21 protein-coding genes are annotated in these 20,198 nt (G+C 70.5%); 7 read left to right on the top strand and 14 right to left on the bottom strand.

All coding sequences use genetic code 11. From position 1 onward, the window contains the following. Positions 1–56: 56 nt before the first annotated feature. Together ACZ5VQ_RS25520 and ACZ5VQ_RS25515 are read right to left on the bottom strand one after the other, a co-directional pair. Positions 57–413, bottom strand: coding sequence for a hypothetical protein (locus ACZ5VQ_RS25520; RefSeq protein ID WP_055617080.1), 357 nt, complete (start codon positions 411–413; stop codon positions 57–59). Positions 414–423: 10 nt separating this feature from the next. Then, positions 424–1,179 (bottom strand): LytR/AlgR family response regulator transcription factor, encoded by a 756-nt coding sequence (locus ACZ5VQ_RS25515; RefSeq protein WP_200399765.1) that lies wholly within the window; start codon positions 1,177–1,179, stop codon positions 424–426. Positions 1,180–1,256: 77 nt separating this feature from the next. Here ACZ5VQ_RS25515 and ACZ5VQ_RS25510 point away from each other — a divergent pair, with 77 nt between their 5' ends. From ACZ5VQ_RS25510 to rocD, 3 genes are all read left to right on the top strand, one after another. Continuing rightward, positions 1,257–1,751, top strand: a complete 495-nt coding sequence (locus ACZ5VQ_RS25510) for an Lrp/AsnC family transcriptional regulator (protein WP_469106890.1) — start codon at positions 1,257–1,259, stop codon at positions 1,749–1,751. Between the two features lie 190 nt (positions 1,752–1,941). Then, positions 1,942–2,763 (top strand): dimethylargininase, encoded by an 822-nt coding sequence (ddaH, locus tag ACZ5VQ_RS25505; protein WP_469106889.1) that lies wholly within the window; start codon positions 1,942–1,944, stop codon positions 2,761–2,763. Next, positions 2,760–3,992 carry an ornithine--oxo-acid transaminase gene (rocD, locus tag ACZ5VQ_RS25500; protein ID WP_469106888.1) on the top strand — a complete coding sequence of 411 codons (1,233 nt, stop codon included), beginning with the start codon at positions 2,760–2,762 and terminating at the stop codon, positions 3,990–3,992. The genes ddaH and rocD overlap by 4 nt, the downstream gene beginning before the upstream one ends. Before the next feature lie 143 nt (positions 3,993–4,135). On the opposite strand, the gene ACZ5VQ_RS25495 is transcribed toward rocD, so the two are convergent. From ACZ5VQ_RS25495 to ACZ5VQ_RS25480, 4 genes are read right to left on the bottom strand one after another with little or no spacing between them, the layout of a single operon-like run. Beyond that, positions 4,136–5,443, bottom strand: coding sequence for an NAD(P)/FAD-dependent oxidoreductase (locus tag ACZ5VQ_RS25495; protein WP_469106887.1), 1,308 nt, complete (start codon positions 5,441–5,443; stop codon positions 4,136–4,138). Then, a complete protein-coding gene (locus ACZ5VQ_RS25490) occupies positions 5,440–6,234 on the bottom strand; it encodes an amino acid ABC transporter ATP-binding protein (protein WP_469106886.1) in 795 nt (264 codons plus the stop codon). Before ACZ5VQ_RS25490 ends, ACZ5VQ_RS25495 begins: the two co-directional genes overlap by 4 nt. Then, positions 6,231–7,001, bottom strand: coding sequence for an amino acid ABC transporter permease (locus tag ACZ5VQ_RS25485; RefSeq protein ID WP_469106885.1), 771 nt, complete (start codon positions 6,999–7,001; stop codon positions 6,231–6,233). Before ACZ5VQ_RS25485 ends, ACZ5VQ_RS25490 begins: the two co-directional genes overlap by 4 nt. A 12-nt stretch (positions 7,002–7,013) precedes the next feature. Beyond that, positions 7,014–7,946, bottom strand: coding sequence for a substrate-binding periplasmic protein (locus ACZ5VQ_RS25480; protein ID WP_469106884.1), 933 nt, complete (start codon positions 7,944–7,946; stop codon positions 7,014–7,016). A 279-nt stretch (positions 7,947–8,225) separates the two neighbouring features. Here ACZ5VQ_RS25480 and ACZ5VQ_RS25475 point away from each other — a divergent pair, with 279 nt between their 5' ends. From ACZ5VQ_RS25475 to ACZ5VQ_RS25465, 3 genes are all read left to right on the top strand, one after another. Then, entirely contained in the window at positions 8,226–9,434 is a 1,209-nt protein-coding gene (locus ACZ5VQ_RS25475; RefSeq protein ID WP_469106883.1) for a CdaR family transcriptional regulator, read from the top strand. Positions 9,435–9,589: 155 nt separating this feature from the next. Then, positions 9,590–10,318, top strand: a complete 729-nt coding sequence (locus ACZ5VQ_RS25470) for a lysophospholipid acyltransferase family protein (RefSeq protein ID WP_469106882.1) — start codon at positions 9,590–9,592, stop codon at positions 10,316–10,318. 90 nt (positions 10,319–10,408) lie between these two features. Continuing rightward, a complete protein-coding gene (locus ACZ5VQ_RS25465; protein ID WP_469106881.1) occupies positions 10,409–11,434 on the top strand; it encodes an NAD-dependent epimerase/dehydratase family protein in 1,026 nt (341 codons plus the stop codon). A gap of 80 nt (positions 11,435–11,514) precedes the next feature. On the opposite strand, the gene ACZ5VQ_RS25460 is transcribed toward ACZ5VQ_RS25465, so the two are convergent. The 8 genes from ACZ5VQ_RS25460 to ACZ5VQ_RS25425 form a co-directional block, all read right to left on the bottom strand. Beyond that, entirely contained in the window at positions 11,515–13,101 is a 1,587-nt protein-coding gene (locus ACZ5VQ_RS25460; protein WP_469106880.1) for an alpha/beta hydrolase, read from the bottom strand. 145 nt (positions 13,102–13,246) lie between these two features. After that, entirely contained in the window at positions 13,247–14,020 is a 774-nt protein-coding gene (locus tag ACZ5VQ_RS25455) for an urease accessory protein UreD (protein ID WP_469106879.1), read from the bottom strand. Next, entirely contained in the window at positions 14,017–14,694 is a 678-nt protein-coding gene (gene ureG, locus ACZ5VQ_RS25450; RefSeq protein ID WP_200399758.1) for an urease accessory protein UreG, read from the bottom strand. The genes ACZ5VQ_RS25455 and ureG overlap by 4 nt, the downstream gene beginning before the upstream one ends. Before the next feature lie 170 nt (positions 14,695–14,864). Beyond that, complete coding sequence (locus ACZ5VQ_RS25445; protein WP_469106878.1) at positions 14,865–15,539, bottom strand: urease accessory protein UreF; 675 nt, start codon at positions 15,537–15,539, stop codon at positions 14,865–14,867. A gap of 84 nt (positions 15,540–15,623) precedes the next feature. After that, positions 15,624–17,345, bottom strand: coding sequence for an urease subunit alpha (locus ACZ5VQ_RS25440; protein WP_469106877.1), 1,722 nt, complete (start codon positions 17,343–17,345; stop codon positions 15,624–15,626). Beyond that, the gene (locus ACZ5VQ_RS25435) at positions 17,338–17,649 is read right to left on the bottom strand and encodes an urease subunit beta (RefSeq protein ID WP_143642976.1); all 312 of its coding nucleotides are present in this window, start codon (positions 17,647–17,649) and stop codon (positions 17,338–17,340) included. The genes ACZ5VQ_RS25440 and ACZ5VQ_RS25435 overlap by 8 nt, the downstream gene beginning before the upstream one ends. 16 nt (positions 17,650–17,665) lie before the next feature. Continuing rightward, positions 17,666–17,968 (bottom strand): urease subunit gamma, encoded by a 303-nt coding sequence (locus ACZ5VQ_RS25430; protein WP_468662587.1) that lies wholly within the window; start codon positions 17,966–17,968, stop codon positions 17,666–17,668. 291 nt (positions 17,969–18,259) lie between these two features. Continuing rightward, the gene (locus ACZ5VQ_RS25425; protein ID WP_469106876.1) at positions 18,260–18,892 is read right to left on the bottom strand and encodes a TetR/AcrR family transcriptional regulator; all 633 of its coding nucleotides are present in this window, start codon (positions 18,890–18,892) and stop codon (positions 18,260–18,262) included. A 155-nt stretch (positions 18,893–19,047) separates the two neighbouring features. On the opposite strand from ACZ5VQ_RS25425, the gene ACZ5VQ_RS25420 reads away from it, so the two are divergent. After that, positions 19,048–20,124, top strand: a complete 1,077-nt coding sequence (locus ACZ5VQ_RS25420; protein ID WP_469106875.1) for an ABC transporter permease — start codon at positions 19,048–19,050, stop codon at positions 20,122–20,124. Positions 20,125–20,198: the final 74 nt, after the last annotated feature.

Genomic DNA, 20,198 nt, shown 5'->3' with positions numbered 1-20,198 from the left:
GTCTCCATCACGGTCGCGGTCCCCGACCCGGTCTCGGTCTCGGTCTCCGTTTCGGGCTAGCGGTCCTCGACGAGGCGGACGAAGTCCTTCTCGTTGCGGTCGGCGCGGCGCACGTACCAGCGGGCGAGCAGCACCAGCGGCGGGTAGACGCAGAAGCCGAGCACGATCCACTCCAGGCTCGAACTGTCGCCCATCGACGCGAACACCAGCGGCAGCGGGCCCACGAGGAGGACGAGCACGGCGAACACGGTGAGCGCGGCGCGCAGTTGGGAGCGCATCAGCGAGCGGACGTAGGTGTGCCCGAGCGTGGTCTGCTCGTCGATCTCGGTGCGCGGCCGGGAGCGGCTCAGCGGGCGCGTACGGCGCGGGGGGCCGGTGACGACGACACGGCGGTCGGTGGGGTCCTGGGGCACCTGGGTCTCCTCAGCTCGCGGTCCGGCGCATCAGCAGGTCGCGCAGTTCGCGTGCGTGACGGCGGCTGACCTGCAGTTCGACCGAGTCGACCAGGACGCTGACGGTACCCGCGTCCAGGCGGAGTTCGCTGATGTGGCCGAGGGCGACGAGATGGCGGCGGTGGATGCGGACGAAGCCGCGAGAGCGCCAGCGTTCCTCGAGGGTGGAGAGCGGGATGCGGACGAGGTGACTGCCCTGGGCGGTGTGCAGCCGTGCGTAGTCCCCCTGGGCCTCGACGTGGGTGATGTCCTCCACGGCGACGAAGCGGGTGACTCCCCCGAGCTCGACGGATATGTGGTCCGGATCGGGTTCGTGCACGGGTATCAGGGGGGCCGCGTCCATCTGCTCGACGGCCCGGCGGACGGCCTCGGCCAGGCGTTCCCTGCGTACGGGCTTCAGGACGTAGTCGACGGCCTTGAGGTCGAAGGCCTGCACCGCGAAGCCCTCGTGGGCGGTGACGAAGACGACGAGCGGCGGTTTGGCGAACCCGGCGAGCAGCCGGGCCATGTCGAGCCCGTCGAGCCCTGGCATGTGGATGTCGAGGAAGACGACGTCGATGCCCTCGTCGCCGTCGGGGCCGCTCTCCAGGGCGCGGTTGATCCGGCGCAGGGCCGCCGTGGCATCGCTCGCGCCCTCGACGCTGCTCACCCGTGGATCGGCGTCCAGCAGATAGAGCAGCTCTTCGAGGGAGGGCGGTTCGTCGTCGACGGCGAGGGCGCGCAGCATGAATCCGGAGTGTAGGAGCAATTCGCACGCCTGCACATGCGGTCGGCCAGGTCGTCGCCGCTGGATACAGTGCCCGCATGACACCCATGTCCGCCCCCTTCGACGATCTGGACCGCAAGATCGTGACGGCTCTGATGGCGAACGCCCGCACGAGCTTCGCCGAGATCGGCGCGGCGGTCGGTCTGTCCGCCACCGCGGTCAAGCGCCGGGTCGACCGGATGCGCGAGACCGGCGTGATCACCGGGTTCTCGGCGACGGTGGAGCCGGCCGCGCTGGGCTGGCGTACGGAGGCGTACGTGGAGGTGTACTGCGAGGGCGCCGCCCCGCCGCGGCGGCTCGCGGAGGTGATGCGCAACCACCCCGAGATCACCGCCGCCATGACGGTGACCGGCGGCGCGGACGCGCTGCTGCATGTGCGGGCCCGGGACGTGGAGCACTTCGAGGAGGTGCTGGAGCGGATCCGGGTGGAGCCGTTCATCCGCAAGACGATCAGCTACATGGTGCTGTCCCATCTCCTGCCGGAGAGCCCGGAGGCGGGGGCGAGCCAGCCCGCCCCGGAACCGGAGGCGTGAGCCTTTCCCTCGGCGGACAGCGGTAGTGGGCCCCACCCGAACCACCCACGCAGCAATCGTGCGTCGACCCGCGCGAACACGCAGCATCCCTGCGGTGACGCGCAATCCCCGATTCTTGTCGAGACCGGCCTCCGCTTCCTACCGTTGAGGTATCCCACCCAACACCGCAGGAAAGCGGAGGAACCCCTCTGTGCCCATGAGCCGTGTGCCGCGATCGAGGCGCTTCCTTGTCTGCGAACCCAGACACTTCGCCGTGCAGTACGCCATCAATCCCTGGATGCATGAGGACACACAGGTCGACGTCGATCTGGCCCGAGGACAGTGGGCGGAGCTGATCCGCGCCTACCGTGCCCACGGCCACACCGTCGACAGTGTGGAACCGGTCGCCGGTCTGCCGGACATGGTCTTCGCCGCGAACTCGGCGCTGGTCGTGGCCGGCCGGGTCTTCGGCTCGCTCTTCCACGCGCCGCAGCGCCGCCCGGAGTCGACCGCGTACGACACGTGGTTCAAGAACGCGGGCTTCGACGTCTACCGGCCCGAGGCGGTGTGCGAGGGCGAGGGCGATCTGGTCTTCGCCGGCCGCGTTCTCCTGGCCGGCACGGGATTCCGTACGGAGCGGGCTGCCCATCACGAGGTGCAGGAGTTCTTCGGCGTCCCGACGATCAGCCTCACTTTGGTGGACCCGCGCTTCTACCACCTCGACACCGCACTGTTCGTGCTCGACGACGGCCCCGAGGCGAACATCGCGTACTACCCGGAGGCCTTCTCCGCGGGCAGCCGTGAGGTGCTGCGCCTGCTGTTCCCGGACGCGGTGATCGCCACGCACGAGGACGCGATGGCGTTCGGTCTGAACTCCGTCTCGGACGGCCGTCATGTCTTCATCGCGCCGCGCGCCGAGGCGCTCGCGGGCGAGCTCGCCCGCCACGGCTACGTTCCCGTCCCCGTCGACCTGTCGGAGTTCCAGAAGGCAGGCGGGGGCATCAAGTGCTGCACTCAGGAGATCCGCTCATGACCGTCGCTCCCAGCCGTTCCGTGCGTTCGTCCGCCGAGCTGATCCGCGCCGAGGAGCCCGTCCTCGCGCACAACTACCACCCGCTGCCCGTGGTCGTCGCGCGCGCCGAGGGCGCCTGGGTCGAGGACGTCGAGGGCCGCCGCTACCTCGACATGCTGGCCGGCTACTCGGCCCTCAACTTCGGGCACCGCCATCCGGCGCTGATCGAGGCGGCCCACCGGCAGCTCGACCAGCTGACGCTCACCTCGCGCGCGTTCCACAACGACCGGCTGGCCCGGTTCGCGGAGTCCCTGGCCGAGTTGACGGGCCTGGACATGGTGCTGCCGATGAACACGGGCGCCGAGGCTGTGGAGAGCGCCATCAAGGTGGCCCGCAAGTGGGCGTACGAGGTGAAGGGCGTCGCTCCGGACCGAGCGACCGTCGTGGTGGCCGCCGACAACTTCCACGGCCGTACAACGACGATCGTCAGCTTCTCCACCGACGAGACGGCCCGCGCGGGCTTCGGTCCCTTCACGCCGGGCTTCCGTGTGGTCCCGTACAACGATCTCGCCGCGCTCGAAGCGGCGATCGACGAGACGACCGCGGCCGTCCTGATCGAGCCGATCCAGGGCGAGGCGGGTGTCGTCATCCCCGACGACGGCTATCTGCGCGGTGTCCGCGAACTGACCCGGCGCACCGGATGCCTGTTCATCGCGGACGAGATCCAGTCGGGCCTCGGCCGTACGGGCCGCACGCTCGCCGTCGAGCACGAGGACGTCGTGCCGGACATGCTGCTGCTCGGCAAGGCGCTCGGCGGCGGCATCGTGCCGGTCTCCGCGGTGGTCGCGCGGCGCGACGTGCTCCAGGTACTGCGGCCGGGCGAGCACGGCTCGACGTTCGGCGGCAACCCGCTGTCCGCGGCGGTCGGCTCGGCCGTCGTGGAACTGCTGGAGACCGGCGAATACCAGCGCAGGGCGGCGGAGTTGGGCGTTGTGCTGCGCGGCGGTCTGACCTCCCTCGTCGGCAAGGGCGTCCAGGGCTTCCGGGCACGCGGCCTGTGGGCGGGCGTGGACATCGACCCCGCCATCGGCACCGGCCGCGACATCAGCGAACGCCTCATGCGAGAAGGGGTCCTGGTGAAGGACACCCACGGCTCGACGATCCGCCTCGCTCCCCCGCTGACCATCACGGGCGAGGAACTCCGGACAGCCCTGGGTTCCCTGGAGAAGGTCCTGACGGAAGGCTCCTGACAGCTCGGGGCGCCCCTCGGACGACTTGAGGGGCGCCCCTTCACGCGTTGGGCGGGGGTCGCCCTCATGGGCCGGTGGGGAGCTGCGCGGCCGGCCCCCACCGGCCCGCGGCCGACAAACCACCCGGTCCGGGATACGACGGCTCAGCGGAGAAGCCGATCGAACCGGAACGGCGCGAGGGCTTCGGGCCTTCGTCCCGAGCGGATGTACTCGGCGAGCCGATGCCCCGTGACCGGCCCGAGCGTGACCCCGAGCATCCCGTGCCCGGTGGCCGCGAAGGCGTTCTCGTGGCCCGGCACACGGTCGATCACCGGAAGCCCGTCGGGGAGGAAGGGCCGTCCCCCGACCCAGGGATCCCGGATCAGGCTGACCAGGTCGTCCGGATCGTCGAACCAGCGCCCCAGATAGTGCCGACTGGCAAGCGCGACAGCCACAATGCGCCGCCAGTCGAGGCGGTTGTTGTTCCCGCTCAACTCCATCGTGCCGCCGATCCGCGTGGTCCCACCAATCGGCGATGCGACGGCCCTGCGCTCGCCGAAGTACAGCGTGTGCCGGGGCGCCGGATCCAGGTCCACCGAGAAGCTGTAGCCCTTGCCCGCCTGGAGGGGCAGCGGACTCCCCAGCGCGCGCAGCAGGCCCGGCGAACGCATACCGGCCGCGACCACGACGGCTGAACAGGGAATCTCGCCCTGGGCGGTGCGCAGCGCGGTGACCCGGCCGCCCGAGGACCGGAACCCGGTGGCCTCCGCGTTCTCATGGACCTTCACCCCCAGGGCCGCCAATGCCTCCCCGAGCGCACGCGCGAACGCCTCCGGGTCGACCACCCCCTCCCCCTCGACGAGATAGGCCGCCCGCACCCGGGACGACAGCGCGTCGTCCAGCAGCCGCGCCTCGCGCCCCGTGGTCACGTCGTCGGGCATCGGATAGCGGCCGTCCGCCATCTCCCGCTGGACCGCGAGATGGTGCCGGGCCTCGGTCGGCGACAGAAAGGCGTGCACCATGCCGGGCCGGGACAGCGTCGTCTCCACGCCTGCCTCGCGCAGGCCGTCGAAGAGGTCGAAGGTGTCCTGGTTGAGCTCGGCGATCGCCGCGTAACCGCGCCGGAAGGCGGCCGGAGTGCTGCTGCGCCAGAACCGCCACAGCCACCGTACGAACGCCGGGTCAGGCAGCGGCCGCAGATAGAGCGGCGAGTCGGGCCGGCCCAGCGAACGCATCGCATAGCGCAGGACTCCCGGGGCGGGCACCGGCGTCGAATGACTGAGACAGACCCATCCGGCGTTGCCCCGGGACACCCCGGAGCCGAGGCCCCGCCGCTCGACGACCTCCACGGAGACACCGGCCACGGCCAGGTAGTACGCCGCGCACAGCCCGACGACCCCGCCTCCGACGACCACGACGGGGTGGTCGCCGACCGGTCCCCTCGTACCGGCCGCGGTGGACGCAGCGGTCATGACGCGGTTCCGTACGAGGCGAGGAACTCCCGGGTACGGGCCTGGGCGGGGCTGTCGAGGACGTCCTCGGGCCTGCCCTCCTCCACGATCCGGCCGCCGTCGACGAAGACGACGTGGTCGGCGACCTCGCGGGCGAAGGGCAGTTCGTGGGTGACCAGCAGCATGGTCATCCCGTCCGCGGCGAGTTCGCGCATCACGCTCAGGACCTCCCGGGTGGCCTCCGGGTCCAGGGAGGACGTGGGTTCGTCGAAGAGGAGCACCTCGGGCTTGAGCGCGAGGGCGCGGGCGATGGCGACGCGCTGCTGCTCGCCGCCGGAGAGCTGGTCGGGGTGGGCGAGGGCGCGGTGGGCGACCTTGACCCTGCGCAGCAGGGCGACGGCCCGTTCCAGCGCCTCCTGTTCGGGGATGCCCGCCTTGCGCTGGGCGAGGACGACGTTCTCGACGGCCGTGAGGTGCGGGAACAGATGGAACCGCTGGAAGACCATGCCGACGGTGCGACGCAGCCGGGCCAGGTCGCGGCAGACCGTACGGCCGCCCTGGTGCACGACCTCTCCGGCGACCTCGACCGTGCCCTTGTCGGGCCGTTCGAGGAGGTTGACGCAGCGCATCAGGGTCGTCTTGCCGCCGCCGCTCTGGCCGATGACGCTCACGATGCGGCCGCGGCCGACCTCCAGGCGGACGTCGTCGAGCACGAGGCGGCCGTCGAAGGACTTGCTCAGTCCGTCGATCCGTACGACCGCTTCGGGGGTCACAGGTGCGGGGGTCTTGGTGGTGGTGACGGGCTCGGTCATACCGTCGCCTCCTTCCGGTCGGCGTCCACGACGAGGTCGCTCGCGAGCAGGGCGCGGGCCGCCCGCATCCGGCGCCGGCGCCACGGGGACAGCGGGACGCCCGCCCGTACCTTCCGCTCCAGCAGCAGGAGGAGCTGGGAGAGCGGGTAGCAGAGGGCGAAGTAGATGGCCGAGATGACCAGGTAGACCTCCAGTGCCCGGAAGGTGGCCGAGGTGATGAGCCGTCCCTCGGACATCAGCTCGGCGGCGGAGACGGTGACGAGCAGCGAGGTGGACTTCAGCAGGTCGACCAGCATGGTGTTGGTGCCGGGCAGCGCCTGCCGCAGGGCCTGCGGCAGGACGATGTGGCTGAAGATGCCGGTCCTGCCGAGGCCGAGCGCCTCGCCCGCCTCGGTCTGTCCACCGTGTACACCGCTGATCGCGGAACGGAAGATCTCGGACAGGTAGGCGGCGTAGAAGACGACGAGGCTCACACAGCCTGCCGTGAAGACGTCCAGCCGGAGCCCGGCGGAGGCCAGGCCGAAGTAGGTCAGGAAGATGATGGCCAGCAGCGGGACGTTCTTGAAGACCTCGGTGTAGACGGCGGCGACGGCCCGCGCGGGCCATGCCCTGCTCAGCCGCAGCAGTGCCACCGCGAGACCGAGGGCGACCGCGCCGACGAAGCTCACCGCCGTGTAGGAGACGGTGCGCCAGAGCGCGTCGAGGAGGTCGGGCCGGTAGTCGGACCAGGGGACCTGGAAGAGGCCGGAGGCGATGTCGGTCGTCACTGTTTCATCCCCTCACTGCGCGATGGACGGGGGCGTCCAGTCCTGGGGCCGGTCCACTCCCCGGCGCGCGGTCGCGACGTCGGCGGAGGGCTTGAGGAACTGCTCGGGGTCGCCGCCGTACTTCTCGACGAGCTTCTCCAGCTCGCCGTTCTCGTACATGGCGTCGATCTGCGCGGAGATGGCCTTCTCCAGCTTGGTGGCCTTCCTGGGCAGGTAGAAGCCGGTCTGGTACGGCTGGAAGTACTCGTACGCCGGCTTCGCCTTGACCTGCGCGGCAGTTGGCGGCGTCATGTACTGGGTGTCGATCTTCAGCTCCGGGCGTTCCTTCTGCGCCGCGATGATGATCAGCGGGTCGAGGAAGCCGACGTCCACGCGGCCCGCGCCGAGGTCGTCGAACACGCCGTTGGCGTCGGGGTAGGCGTGCAGCTTGGCACCGGGCACGGCCTGGATGGACTTGACCCAGACGTATCCCTCGACCGTGCCGAGCTGCAGGCCCTTCAGGTCGTCGACCGTCTTGTACGTCTTGCCGGACCGTACGGCCATCGCCGGGGGCGAGTAGTAGGGCGGGTCGGTGAACAGGCCCTGTTTCTGCCGGTCGGCGGACCAGGCGACGCCGCCGATGGTGATGTCCACGCGGCGGGACTGCACTCCGGCGAGCATGCCCGCGAAGTCCGTCACCTGGGGCTTGACCTCAAGGCCGAGCCTCTTGGCCGCGTAGGCGAGGATGTCGCCGTCCAGGCCGACGATTTTGTCGCCCTGGACGCTGGTGTAGGGCGCGTACGGCTGGACGGCCACCTTGATCACGCCGGGCGTGATCGTGCCGAGCGCGGCGGTCTTCGCGGACACGTTCTTCGGTTCGTCGTCGCCGTCCGAACCACAGCCGGCGACCGCCGGTATCAGGAGAATCGCTGAGAAAACAGCGACGAGTGAGCGCACACGGATCATCGGCTTGGGCCTTCCGTAACGGCACGGGTATCGGCACTGAAGGGGCCCGCCGTTCACCGCGCTGTGCCCCCGGCGGGGATGTGATGGGCTCATACGCTAGGGACCGGCCGGTCGTGCGTCACCGTTCACTTCGTATGAACTTGCGGCCGAAATCGCGCGGTCTGCTGTACGGTGCGTCCACTTCGACACCTCGGATCCGTCGTCGATCCACCCCTGGTCCGTCCCTCGGTCCGCCCGCCAGTCCGTCCCCGGTCCGTCCCCTCGACGGGAGGAACCCCCGTGCTGAGTCCGTCGCTCGCCCAGGAGATCGCCGGGGACACCTCCGCGGTCATCGGCTTCAACGTGCTGATCACAGACGCGGACGGGATGGTCATCGGCAGCGGTGACACCCACCGGGTCGGCACGTTCCACGAGGCGTCCGTCGAGGTGATCCGTACACAGGAACCGGCCACGCACAACGCGTCGCAGGCCCATCGGCTCCAGGGCGTACGCCCGGGTGTCACCCTGCCGTTGGTCACCGACGGGCAGGCGGTGGGTACGGTCGGGATCACCGGTACGCCCGCCCAGGTGCGCCGGTTCGGCCTGCTGGTGAAGCGGCAGACGGAGATCCTGCTCCGGGAGTCGGTGATGCTCCGCTCCCGGCTGCTCGCCGAACGGGCGGCGGAGAAGCTGCTGGCCGACCTCGCCTCGTACGACCCGCAGGTGGTGGAGGGCGACTTCCTCGTCTTCCGGGCCGCCGAGCTGGGCTTCGACCTGCGGTTGCGGCGGGTCGCGGTGGCCTTCGAGGTGACCGTGCCGGACACGGGCGGCCGTCGGCACGGCACCCCGACGCGGGACATGGCGCTGGTCCGCTCGGAACTGCTCCGCACGGTCCGCGAGGTGTTCGCCGACCCGCAGGACATCATCGCCACGACGGCTCCCGGCTGGATCGGTGTACTGCACCGGCTCCAGCCCGACCAGCCCGAGGACGCCCTGTCCGTCGGCTGCCGGCGCGTCACCGACCTGATCGCCGCGCAGGGCGGCCTCACGGCCCGCGCGGGGATCGGCGAACCGGCCGCCTCGGTCGGCGCCCTGCACGACTCGTACCAGGACGCGTGCGACGCGCTGCGCCTCGGCGCCCGGACGGCGGGCCGCACCCCCGTACACGTGATCACCGATCTACGGGTCCACCAGGTCCTGGCCGCGGTCGGCCAGCCCGCGCGCAACCGCCTGCTCGACCTGACCGCCACGGACCTGCGCACCCAGCCGGACTGGCCGGTGCTCCGCGACACGATCACCGCGTGGTGCGAGAACGGCTTCAACCTCGTACGGGCGTCCGCGGTGCTGCACGTCCACCGCAACACCGTGGTCTACCGCATGAACAAGATCGAGCAGATCACCGGCCGCCCCCTGCGGGAGCACCGGACCACCATGGCGTTGTATCTCGCCTGCCTGGCCGACCAGTTGGGCAGCGGCGACGCGTCAGGATCGAGCCAGGTACTGCCCTGACGGGTGGTCCGGACGAGGACAGCGGGGCAGCATGAGTGCGTTCGGGGACGGTTACGGAGATCCGCCCCTGCACATACACTGGCGTCCCGCAGCACACCTGTTGACCAGCCAGAACGCGGCGGTTGAGCCGATCCTGTGAAGTGAGGAGCGACCCCTTGTTCTATTACGTTCTCAAGTACGTGATTCTGGGACCGCTGTTGCGGCTGGTCTTCCGCCCTCGGATCGAGGGTCTGGAGCACGTACCGGCGACGGGTGCGGCCATCGTCGCGGGCAATCACCTGTCGTTCTCGGACCACTTCCTGATGCCCGCGATCCTCAAGCGGCGCATCACGTTCCTCGCCAAGGCCGAGTACTTCACGGGCCCGGGCGTCAGAGGCCGGCTGACGGCGGCCTTCTTCCGCAGCGCCGGGCAGATCCCGGTGGACCGCTCCGGCAAGGACGCGGGCCAGGCTGCCATCCGCGAGGGCCTCGGCGTACTGAGCAAGGACGAACTGCTCGGCATCTACCCGGAGGGCACCCGCTCGCACGACGGCCGCCTCTACAAGGGCAAGGTCGGCGTCGCGGTGATGGCGCTCAGAGCCGGGGTCCCGGTCATCCCGTGCGCGATGATCGGCACCTTCGAGGCCCAGCCCCCGGGCCGCAAGATCCCCAAGATCCACCCCGTGTCGATCCGCTTCGGCGAGCCCCTCGAATTCTCCCGCTACGCCGGCATGGAGAACGAGAAGGCGATCCTGCGCGCCATCACCGACGAGATCATGTACGCGATCCTCACCCTCTCCGAGCAGGAGTACGTCGACCGGTACGCGGCCGTCGTCAAGGCGGAGGAGGCCGCCGAGAAGGCGGCGCTGGCGAAGCGCAGGTTTCCCCGTATGCCGCTGAGGTGACCATCACCGGCCCGGCGTCCGCCGGGCCGGGACGATCTGCCCACAGCTAATGCACTGGGATCCCGGTGGCCGGGGCCCTACGGTCGCCCCATGGGACGAGCTGTGGTGATCGGAGCGACGGGGCAGATCGGGCGGGTGGCCGTGGGGGCGCTCGCCACGGACGGCTGGGAGGTGACGGCCGTCTCGCGGGGCGGCGGACGGGACGGGTCCTGGCCCGACGGGGTCCGGACGGCACGGGCGGACCGCGCGGACGACTCCGCCCTGGCCGCCGCGGTCGGCGAGGGCTGCGACGTACTGGTGGACGTGGTGGCCTACGGGCCGGAGCACGCACGGCAGTTGACGAATCTCGCCAGTCGCGTCGGATCGGCCGTGGTGGTCTCCAGCGTGTCGGTGTACGAGGACGACAAGGGCCGCAACTTCGATACGCAGGAGCAGCCCGACGGGTTCCCGGAGTATCCGGTGCCCCTGCGGGAGGCCCAGCGGACCATCCCGCCCGGCGAAGCCTCGTACAGCACCCGCAAGGCCGGTCTGGAGCGTGAACTCCTTGCCGCGGCCGACCAGTTGCCGACCACGCTGCTGCGCGCGGGTGCGATCCACGGGCCGCACTGCCGTACCCCGCGCGAGCTGTACTTCGTCAAGCGCAACCTGGACGGCCGGCGGCGGCGCGTACTCGCGTACGGCGGGGAGAGCCGGTTCCATCCGGCGAGCGTCCACAACATCGCGGAACTCGTGCGCCTGGCCGCGCGGAAGCCCGGCGCCCGTGCGCTGAACGCCGTCGACCCCGACGCGCCCACGGTGGCGGAGATCGCCGTCGCCGTCGACGCGGTGATGGGCGTCGAGACCGAGAGCGTCCTGGTCGACGGACCCCCGCCCGCCGAGACCGTGGGCGATACTCCGTGGTCGGTTCCGCACCCGGTGGTCTGCGACATGACGGCCGCCGAACGGGAGTTGGGGTACCAGGCTGTGGCGCGGTACGCGGAGACGCTGCCGGACACCATCGCCTGGATCGAGCGTCAACTGGTCGGCCGGGACTGGCGGGAGGCGTACCCGAAGATGTTCCAGAACTACGGCGACCTCTTCGACTACGCGGCGGAGGACGCCTGGCTGCGGGCATGAACGAGGGGCGGCCGGAATCCCGGCCGCCCCTCATCCGCGTACTGCTACTGCTCGTGCCCCTGCTACCGCTACGGCTACGGCTACGGCTTGGGCGTGGCGTGCGGGGTGCACGTCACGTCGGCCGAGTCGACCTTGCCGGTGAGCAGGTAGGTGTCCACCCGCTCGTTGATGCAGGGGTTGGTCAGACCGGTCACGCCGTGCGAGCCCGCGTCCTTCTCGGTGATCAGGCGGGAGCCCTTGAACCGCTTGTGCAGCTCGACGCCACCCTCGTAGGGAGTGGCGGCGTCACGCGTGGCCTGCACGATCAGGACGGGCGGCAGACCCTTGCCGGACTTCACGTTGACCGGGGTCTGCTGCTTGGCGGGCCAGGTCGCGCACGGCAGGTTCAGCCAGGCGTTGGCCCACGTCATGAACGGGTAGTTCTTGTGCAGTTCGGTGTTGTCGCGGTCCCACTTCTTCCAGCTGGTGGGCCACTTGGCGTCGGTGCACTCGACGGCCGTGTAGACGGCGTTGCCGTTCTCCGAGGCGATGTTGCCCGCGGTGTCCGACGGGTCGGGTGCCGCGGCGTCGACGAGTGCCTGGGTGTCACCGGCGACGTACTTGCTGAACACGGTCGCTACCGGCACCCACGACGAGTCGTAGTACGGGGCGCTCTGGAAGAAGCCGATGAGCTCGGCCGGACCGACGACACCACCGATGGGGTTCTTCTTGGCGGTGGCACGCAGCTTCAGCCACTGCTCCTGGACCTTGGCCCGGGTGTCGCCGAGGTGGAAGGCCGCGTCGTTCTTGGCGACCCAGTCCTGCCAGTCCTTCCAGCGCATCTCGAAGGCGACGTCCTGGTCGAGGTTGGCCTCGTACCAGATCTTCTCGCGCGACGGGTTGACGACACTGTCCGCGATCATGCGGCGGACGTGGGTCGGGTACATCGTGCCGTACACGGCGGCGATGTACGTGCCGTACGAGACGCCCAGGAAGTTGAGCTTCTTCTCGCCGAGCGCGGCCCGGATGACATCCAGGTCACGGACGGTGTTGGGCGTCGTCATGTGCGGCAGCATCTCGCCGCTGCGCTCGGCACAGCCGGCCGCGTACTCGGCGGCGAGCTTGCGCTGGGCGCGCTTGTCGGCCTCGGAGTCCGGCACCGGGTCCATCTTCGGCGCCTTCACGAACTCCTGCGGGTCCGCGCAGGAGATGGGCGCCGAGTGGCCGACGCCGCGCGGGTCGAAGCCCACGAAGTCGTACGCCTTCGACGCCTTCACCCACAGCGGGTTCTTGGTGGTGACCCGGAGCGGGAAACGCAGTCCGGAGCCGCCGGGGCCGCCCGGGTTGTAGACGAGTGCGCCCTGGCGCTCCGCCTTCGTACCCGTGTTGCCGATACGGTCCACGGCGAGCTTGATCTTCTTGCCGTTGGGCTTCGCGTAGTCGAGCGGCACCGTGACCCAGCCGCACTGGACGGGCTTCGCGATTCCCCAGTCGGCCGGACAGTCCGCCCAGTCGATGCCTGCCTTGGCCGCGCGAGCGGCGGCGATCGCGGCGCCGCGCGTCTGGCTGTCCTGGCCGTGGCGGCTTTCCGCGCTGGCCGTCGGGGCCGCGACGGCGCCGGCTATCAGCGTCGCTGTGACGAGCGCTCCGGCCGAGCCGAACGCCGTCGCCCTTCTCAAACCCCTCAAGTGAGTCCTCCCCCTGCTGTCTACTGTCGTTGTGGTCAGTAGGGGGATCCTTCCGGCTGTGAGGTCCCTGAGAACAGGGGTGAAGTGGCTTCTTTGCCAATCCGATAACCGGAACATCACTGCCCGTTGAGCGGTGCGGTTTGTTTCAGGCGAGTGCGCCGAGCGCCTCGTCGAGGATGCGCCGCAGACGCAGCGCATCCGGTGCGAGCGCGGTCACGAGGGCCCCGGGACCGGCGAGCGGAGTGAGCACGGCGTACTCCCCCAGCAACCGCGCCTCGACCGGCTTCCTACCGAACTCCGGTCCTACGACGATGAGTTGCCCGAGCGCCCGATGTCCGGCGAGCACGGCGGGACCGTCCCACCCGCCCGGCGCCCCGGGTCCGCAGGAGAGCTCCTGATCGAGCAGCGGACGCCCGTCGAGCCGCACGGTGAGCCGACTGGCAAGCCGCCCGGGCTCCTCGTTGGCCCGCCCGAGCACCTGCTCCTCGCGCAGTACCAGCCGAGCACCGGCGGCAAGGTCCACACACGTGCTCACGCACAGCTCACTGCCATTGGCGGAGATCAACTGCTCGGGAAGCCAGCGCAGTTCGCCGCCCTCGGCCACCGTGAGCCGTACGTCGTAGCGCGCCTCGCCCTTGGCCTGCCCGGGCAGCGCGATGGTGGCGGCGGCCGACCCCACGTGCAGCCGCGCACCGTCCCCGACCTCCGCCTCGACGGTGAAGTGATCACCGCCCAGGGGCCCGCTCATCGCGCCGACCAGCATGACCCGCGCCTCGGAACCACTGGCCCGGGTACGCCGCAGGGCGAGCGGCCCCTGCCCCTCCAGCGTGGGCAGGGCAGTCCCGCCCCGCCCGTCGTCCCGCGCCCCGATCCGCGCAAGGGCCCGCATTCCGGCCACTTCGACCTCGTCGGCCGTCATGCCGTCCACGCGGCGAGCTGGGCCCGCACCCAGGCGGCGACGTCCTTCACCCCGTCCTCGCCCCGCAACGACTGGAACACCACCGGCAGTTCGGCCCGCTGCGCCTTGGCGTCGGCGGCCATCCGCCCGAGGTCGGAACCGACGTACGGGGCGAGGTCGGTCTTGTTGACGACGAGCAGGTCGGCGGTGGTGACCCCGGGCCCGCCCTTCCTCGGAATGTCGTCCCCGCCCGCGACATCGATCACGAAGATCTGAGCGTCGACCAGCCCCTTGCTGAAGGTCGCGGTGAGGTTGTCGCCCCCCGACTCGACCAGGACGAGATCCAACGGCCCGACCTCGTCCTCCAGATCCTCGACGGCTTCGAGATTCGCGGAGATGTCGTCCCGAATCGCCGTGTGCGGACAGGCCCCGGTCTCCACGGCAGTGATCCGCTCGGGCGGCAACACGGCCTCCCGCAACAGGAACTCGGCGTCCTCACGCGTATAGATGTCATTGGTGACAACGGCCAACGCCAGCTCATCCCGCAGAACCCGACAGAGCGCCGCCACGGTAGCGGTCTTCCCGGACCCGACGGGCCCCCCGAGCCCGATCCGCAGGGCCCGCCGCCGCCCGTCGGGCCGGTGGGCGTCGGCACTCACGGCGGAGGCCCCATCGTGGGAGTGGTCAAGATGCATGGATACGGCTCCACTTCTTCAACTGGCTCTGGCACATCTCAGCCCGTCGGGCTGCTTCCAGCCCGTCCGGCGTTTGAGGACGAGGCCGTTCAGGCCGATGCGGGGGTCTGGGGGCGCAGCCCCCAGAAAGGGACGGGAACGGGTAGGGGCGGCGGGGGCGAAAGAAACCCCTAGGAGGCAAACAGCCGCACAGCCCAAGCAGCATGCACCTCCGCACTGATCTCCAACACCGGCGCGGAAGCCGCAGGCAACACCCCGACCCCGCCCTCCAACGCACACCGCGCCGCCGCACTCGCCTGCTCCGCCACCAGATCAAGCTCGGGCGCCAACCGGGCCAACACCCCGGTCGCATCGAACGGATCAAGACTCAGCAACCGCACCGTCGCACTCGCCGGCCCACTGACACTCTCGTACACGGCGCAGTACGCGGCATCCTCCGCCCCGAGCCCCGCGGCCCGGGCAGCCAGCCCGAGAACGACCGGCTGATGGGCGCCCTTGGGGAACTCCCGCGCCAGCGCGTCGAGTTCGGCGGACGGCCACGTCGCCCGAGCGGCCCGCATCAACTGCCGCCCGAGCTTCCGGGCGGCGACCCGCAGGGCGAGGGACGGTGTACGCGCGTCCGCGGCAGCGTCCAGTTCCACCGGATCGAGCCCGAGGGCGGCGGCCGCGGCGAGCGAGGCGGACACCAGCCCCGCCGTGTGCAACCGCCCCCGGCAGAACTCCTCCAGACTCTCCGCACCGGTGATCCGCCCGGCCTTGACCGCCGCCTCGGCCCCACCGGAGTGGGCATGCCCCCCGGCGGGAAACCGACCGTCGGCCAGCACAAGCAACGCAGCACGCGACATGACGAGCCTCAGAACGCAGAGTCGGGGTCGGAATCGAAGTCGAAGTCGAAGTCGAAGCCGGAAGGCCAGAACAGGAAGTACCGGTCAGAACAGGAAATACCGCTGAGCCATGGGCAGTTCGGCAGCCGGCGTGGCCTCCACCAGCTCCCCGTCGATCGTGACGGCGAAGCTGTCGGGATCGACCTGCACCCGCGGACGCGCGTCGTTCTCCCGCATGTCCGCCTTGGTCACACCACGCGTCGACTCGATCGACACGAACCGCTTGCCGAGCCCGAGCCGCTCCGGCAGCCCGTCCTCGATCGCGATCGGCGCGACGAAGTTGAACGAGTTGGCGGCGGGCGCCCGTCCGATCGCCCCGAACATCGGCCGGGGCAGAATCGGCTGCGGCGTGGGAATGGACGCGTTGGCGTCGCCCATCTGCGCATACGCGATCTGCCCGCCCTTGACGACGAGATGCGGCTTGACGCCGAAGAACGCGGGCTCCCACAGCACGAGGTCGGCGAGCTTCCCGGTCTCGATCGAGCCGACCTCGCGGGCGAGCCCCTGGGCGAGGGCAGGGTTGATTGTGTACTTGGCGACATAGCGACGTACACGACGGTTGTCCGCGCGTCCGTCCCCGGGCAGCGCGCCCCGCCGCCGCTTCATGACGTGGGCCGTCTGCCAGGTCCGCATGATGACCTCGCCCACGCGCCCCATGGCCTGCGCGTCGGAGGAGATGATCGAGATCGCGCCGAGGTCGTGCAGGATGTCCTCGGCCCCGATGGTGGTGGGCCGGATCCGGGACTCGGCGAAGGCCAGGTCCTCGGGCACGGCCGCGTTGAGGTGGTGGCAGACCATCAGCATGTCGAGGTGTTCCTCGGCGGTGTTGACGGTGTAGGGCCGGGTCGGGTTGGTCGAGCTGGGGAGCACATGCCCCTCGGAGACCACGGTCATGATGTCCGGCGCGTGCCCGCCGCCGGCACCCTCCGTGTGGTACGCGTGGATGGTGCGCCCCGCGATCGCGGCGAGCGTGTCGGCCACGAACCCGGCCTCGTTGAGGGTGTCCGTGTGGATGGCGATCTGCGCGCCGGTCCGGTCCGCCACCGTGAGCGCCGCGTCGATGACGGCGGGCGTGGAGCCCCAGTCCTCGTGCAGCTTGAGGCCGAGCGCCCCGCCGCGCAGCTGGGAGAGCATCGCCTCGTGGGAGACGGTGTTGCCCTTGCCGAGGAGCCCGAAGTTGAGCGGGTACTCCTCCATCGCCTCCAGCATCCGGGCCAGGTGCCAGGGCCCGGGCGTGACGGTGGTCGCCTTGGAGCCCTCGGCCGGACCGGTGCCGCCGCCGATGAGCGTCGTGACTCCGGAGGCGAGCGCCTCGTCGGCGATCTGCGGACAGATCAGGTGCACGTGGGCGTCGATCGCCCCGGCGGTCAGGATCCGCCCGTTCCCCGCGATGATCTCGGTCTCCGGGCCGATCACCAGGTCCGGGTGCACCCCGTCCATGGTGTCCGGGTTGCCCGCCTTGCCGATGCCGGTGATCCGGCCGTCGCGGATACCCACGTCGGCCTTGATGATCCCCCAGTGGTCGATGATCACCGCACCGGTGATGACGGTGTCCGGGGTGCCGTCTGCGCGCGTAGCACGCGACTGGCCCATCGACTCGCGGATGACCTTGCCGCCGCCGAACACGGCCTCGTCACCGGCGCGTCCCGGGCCGCCGGAACGATCCTCCTCGATCTCGATCAGCAGATCGGTGTCGGCGAGCCGGATGCGGTCGCCGGTGGTGGGGCCGAACAGGTCGGCGTACGCGGCACGCGAGATCTCAGGCATCGAGGGCACCTCCGGTCTCGCCGCGCAGGCCGGGCACGACACGGGCGCCGGTGAGCGGGACGAGTTCGACGTCGACGGGGATCCCGGGCTCGAAGCGCACGGCGGTGCCGGCGGCGACGTTGAGCCGCTTCCCGCGCGCGGCGGCGCGGTCGAAGTCCAGACCGGGGTTGGCCTCGGCGAAGTGGTAGTGGGAGCCGACCTGGACGGGCCGGTCGGCGGCGTTGAGGACGGTGAGCCGGGTGACCTCAAGGCCTTCGTTGAAGGCGACGGGTCCGTCGGCGAACAGGATCTCTCCGGGAATCATGGCTGCTGCTCCCCCGTCAGACGATCGGGTCGTGGACGGTGACGAGCTTGGTGCCGTCCGGGAAGGTGGCCTCCACCTGGACGTCGTGGATCATCTCGGGGATGCCCTCCATGACGTCCTCGCGGGTGAGGATCCTGCGCCCGGAGGCCATCAGCTCGGCCACGGTACGGCCGTCCCGGGCCCCTTCGAGGATGTGCGAGGTGATCAGGGCGACGGCCTCGGGGTGGTTGAGCCTCAGTCCCCGGGCCCTGCGCTTCTCGGCCACATCGGCGGCCACATGGATGAGCAGCCTCTCCTGCTCGTGCGGCGTCAGTTGCACGGCGTCCACCTCACAGTCCTCGCTCCGGACCGTGCGGGGTCCGGTTGCCGCAGCCACCACGAAGGATTCGGATGCAGTACACGACTGCGGTACGCGGCCGGGATGCGCGACTTTGCGCGTCCCGGGCTGCGAAAACCCCTGGTGACGTGGTGGTGCAGGCTAGTTGCGCGGGATTTCAGGGACGTTAACCGCCGCGCGTGGATTCACACGGGGATCACGGACGACAAGCCGACCGGCCGGCCTGATCGTCGGCATGCGCCCCGCACTCCGACGTCGACGAGCCAGGCCACGTCAGCGCGGCGGCTCCATGCTCATCAACCCCCGCAGACCGTCCTGGATCACGTCGACGGGCGCCGAGCCGAAGAGCGCCTGCTGGGCGGCGAACCCCTGCGCGGTGGCGATCATGGTCCTGGCGACGTGGTCGGCAGGGATGTCCGCCCGCATCACCCCGGCCTCCTGGTAGCCCTCGACGACCTTCACCCAGGCAGCTCGCACAGTGCCGAAGCCCTCGCGCAGGATCTGCGACAGCTCGCTGTCACGGAGCGTCTCCGTCCAGACCTGGACCATCAGCCGAGGGAAGGAGGCCTCTCCGTCCCAGCTCAGCCCGAGCTTTCCCGCTCCCCCCAGCCCTAGCACCTGGGTCATGACCTGGCCCACGAGCACGTCGGGCGGCGGGGGCGGAGTCTGCCGGGCGGCCTCTTCGAAGGCCGCGCGAAGACCTCCGAGGACCTCGGTGACGATGGCCGCGATCAGCTCGTCCTTGCCGCTGAAGTAGCGGTAGACCGCGCCCGCCGAGAGGTCCACCTCCTTCAGCACGTCCTGCATCGACGTGGCATGGAACCCGTTGCGGGCGAAGCAGCGGGCCGCGCCGTCGAGGATCTGGCGGCGACGGGCGTCGAGGTGTTCCTGGGATACGCGGGCCATGACTGAAAGTTAAAACGAACATTCCTTCTTGACAAGTCGCGGCACCCGCAGGACAGTGACGGAACAAGCAAAACGAACGATCCTTCTTTTTAGCGGGACCGCTCACCCAGACTCCCACGTCAAGCACCCACGACCACACATCAAGGGAAGAGACCATGTCCGCCAAATCCGCTACGCACACCGGGACCGCACCACCACGCTCACCGCAGTCGTCACAGCCGTCACAGTCGCCGCAGCAGCCGACCTCGTCGTCGCACGGCCGCCATGTCGTTGCCGTCGTCGTACTGGTGCCCATGCTGGTGGCCCTCGCCCTGTGGGCCTTCGCCTGGCCCGCGGCCCGTACCGCGCCGCGCGATCTGCCGCTCGGCGTGGCGGGTCCGGCGACGGCGGCCACCCAGGTACAGAACCAGCTCGAAGAGCACGAGGGCGCCTTCGAGATCCACCGTTACGCCGACGAGGCCGCCGCCCGGGACGCCATCGAGGACCGGACCGTATACGGCGCGGTCGTCGTCACCGGCCAGGGGCCGAAGCTGCTGACCGCCTCGGCCGCGAGCCCGCTCGTGGCGCAGCTGCTCCAGCAGTCGGTGACCCAGCAGGCGGGCGGCGCCCAGGTGCGTACCGTCGACGTCGTACCGGCCGCCGAGGACGACCCGCGCGGCTCGGCCCTGACGTCGAGCGTGCTGCCGCTGACGCTGGCGGGCATCGCCGCGGGAGCCGTCGTGACCCTGCTCGGGCTGCGCGGGCGGCGCGCGATCGCCGCCCTGGTCGGTGCGTCCGCGCTCGTCGGCCTGGTGGCGGCCTCTCTCGCAGGCAGCTGGCTCGGCGCACTCACCGGGAACTGGTGGGCCCAGGCGGGTGCCCTGGGCCTGGCCACGCTGGCGGTCGGCGCCGCCGTCGCGGGCCTCGCGGCCCTGCTGGGCACTCCGGGCATCGGACTGGGCGCGTTCGTGGTGATGATGCTCGGCAACCCGTTCTCCGGCGCCGCCACGGCTCCCGAGATGCTGCCCGACCCGGTCGGGACGATCGGCCAGTGGCTGCCGCCGGGCGCCGGCGTCTCACTGCTCCGCTCGATCTCGTTCTTCGACGGAGCCGCCGCGTCCGGCCCGGCCCTCACCCTGACCTGGTGGGCCGCACTGGGACTCGGCGCAGTCCTCCTCGGCAGCGCGCTCAAGCGCCGCAGGGAGGCCGGCGAGCCGTCTCCCGCAGAGCGCGAGCCCGCCCTGGCGAACTGACCCCCACAGAACCGACCGTGCACCCCCGAAGTAGCGGACAGGGGTGCACGGTCCTACGCGTTTCAGGGGCGCCG

Source organism: Streptomyces sp. NPDC033178, from assembly GCF_055577685.1.
Note: the sequence above shows the minus strand (reverse complement) of the source record. Positions and strands in the feature narration are given on the sequence as shown.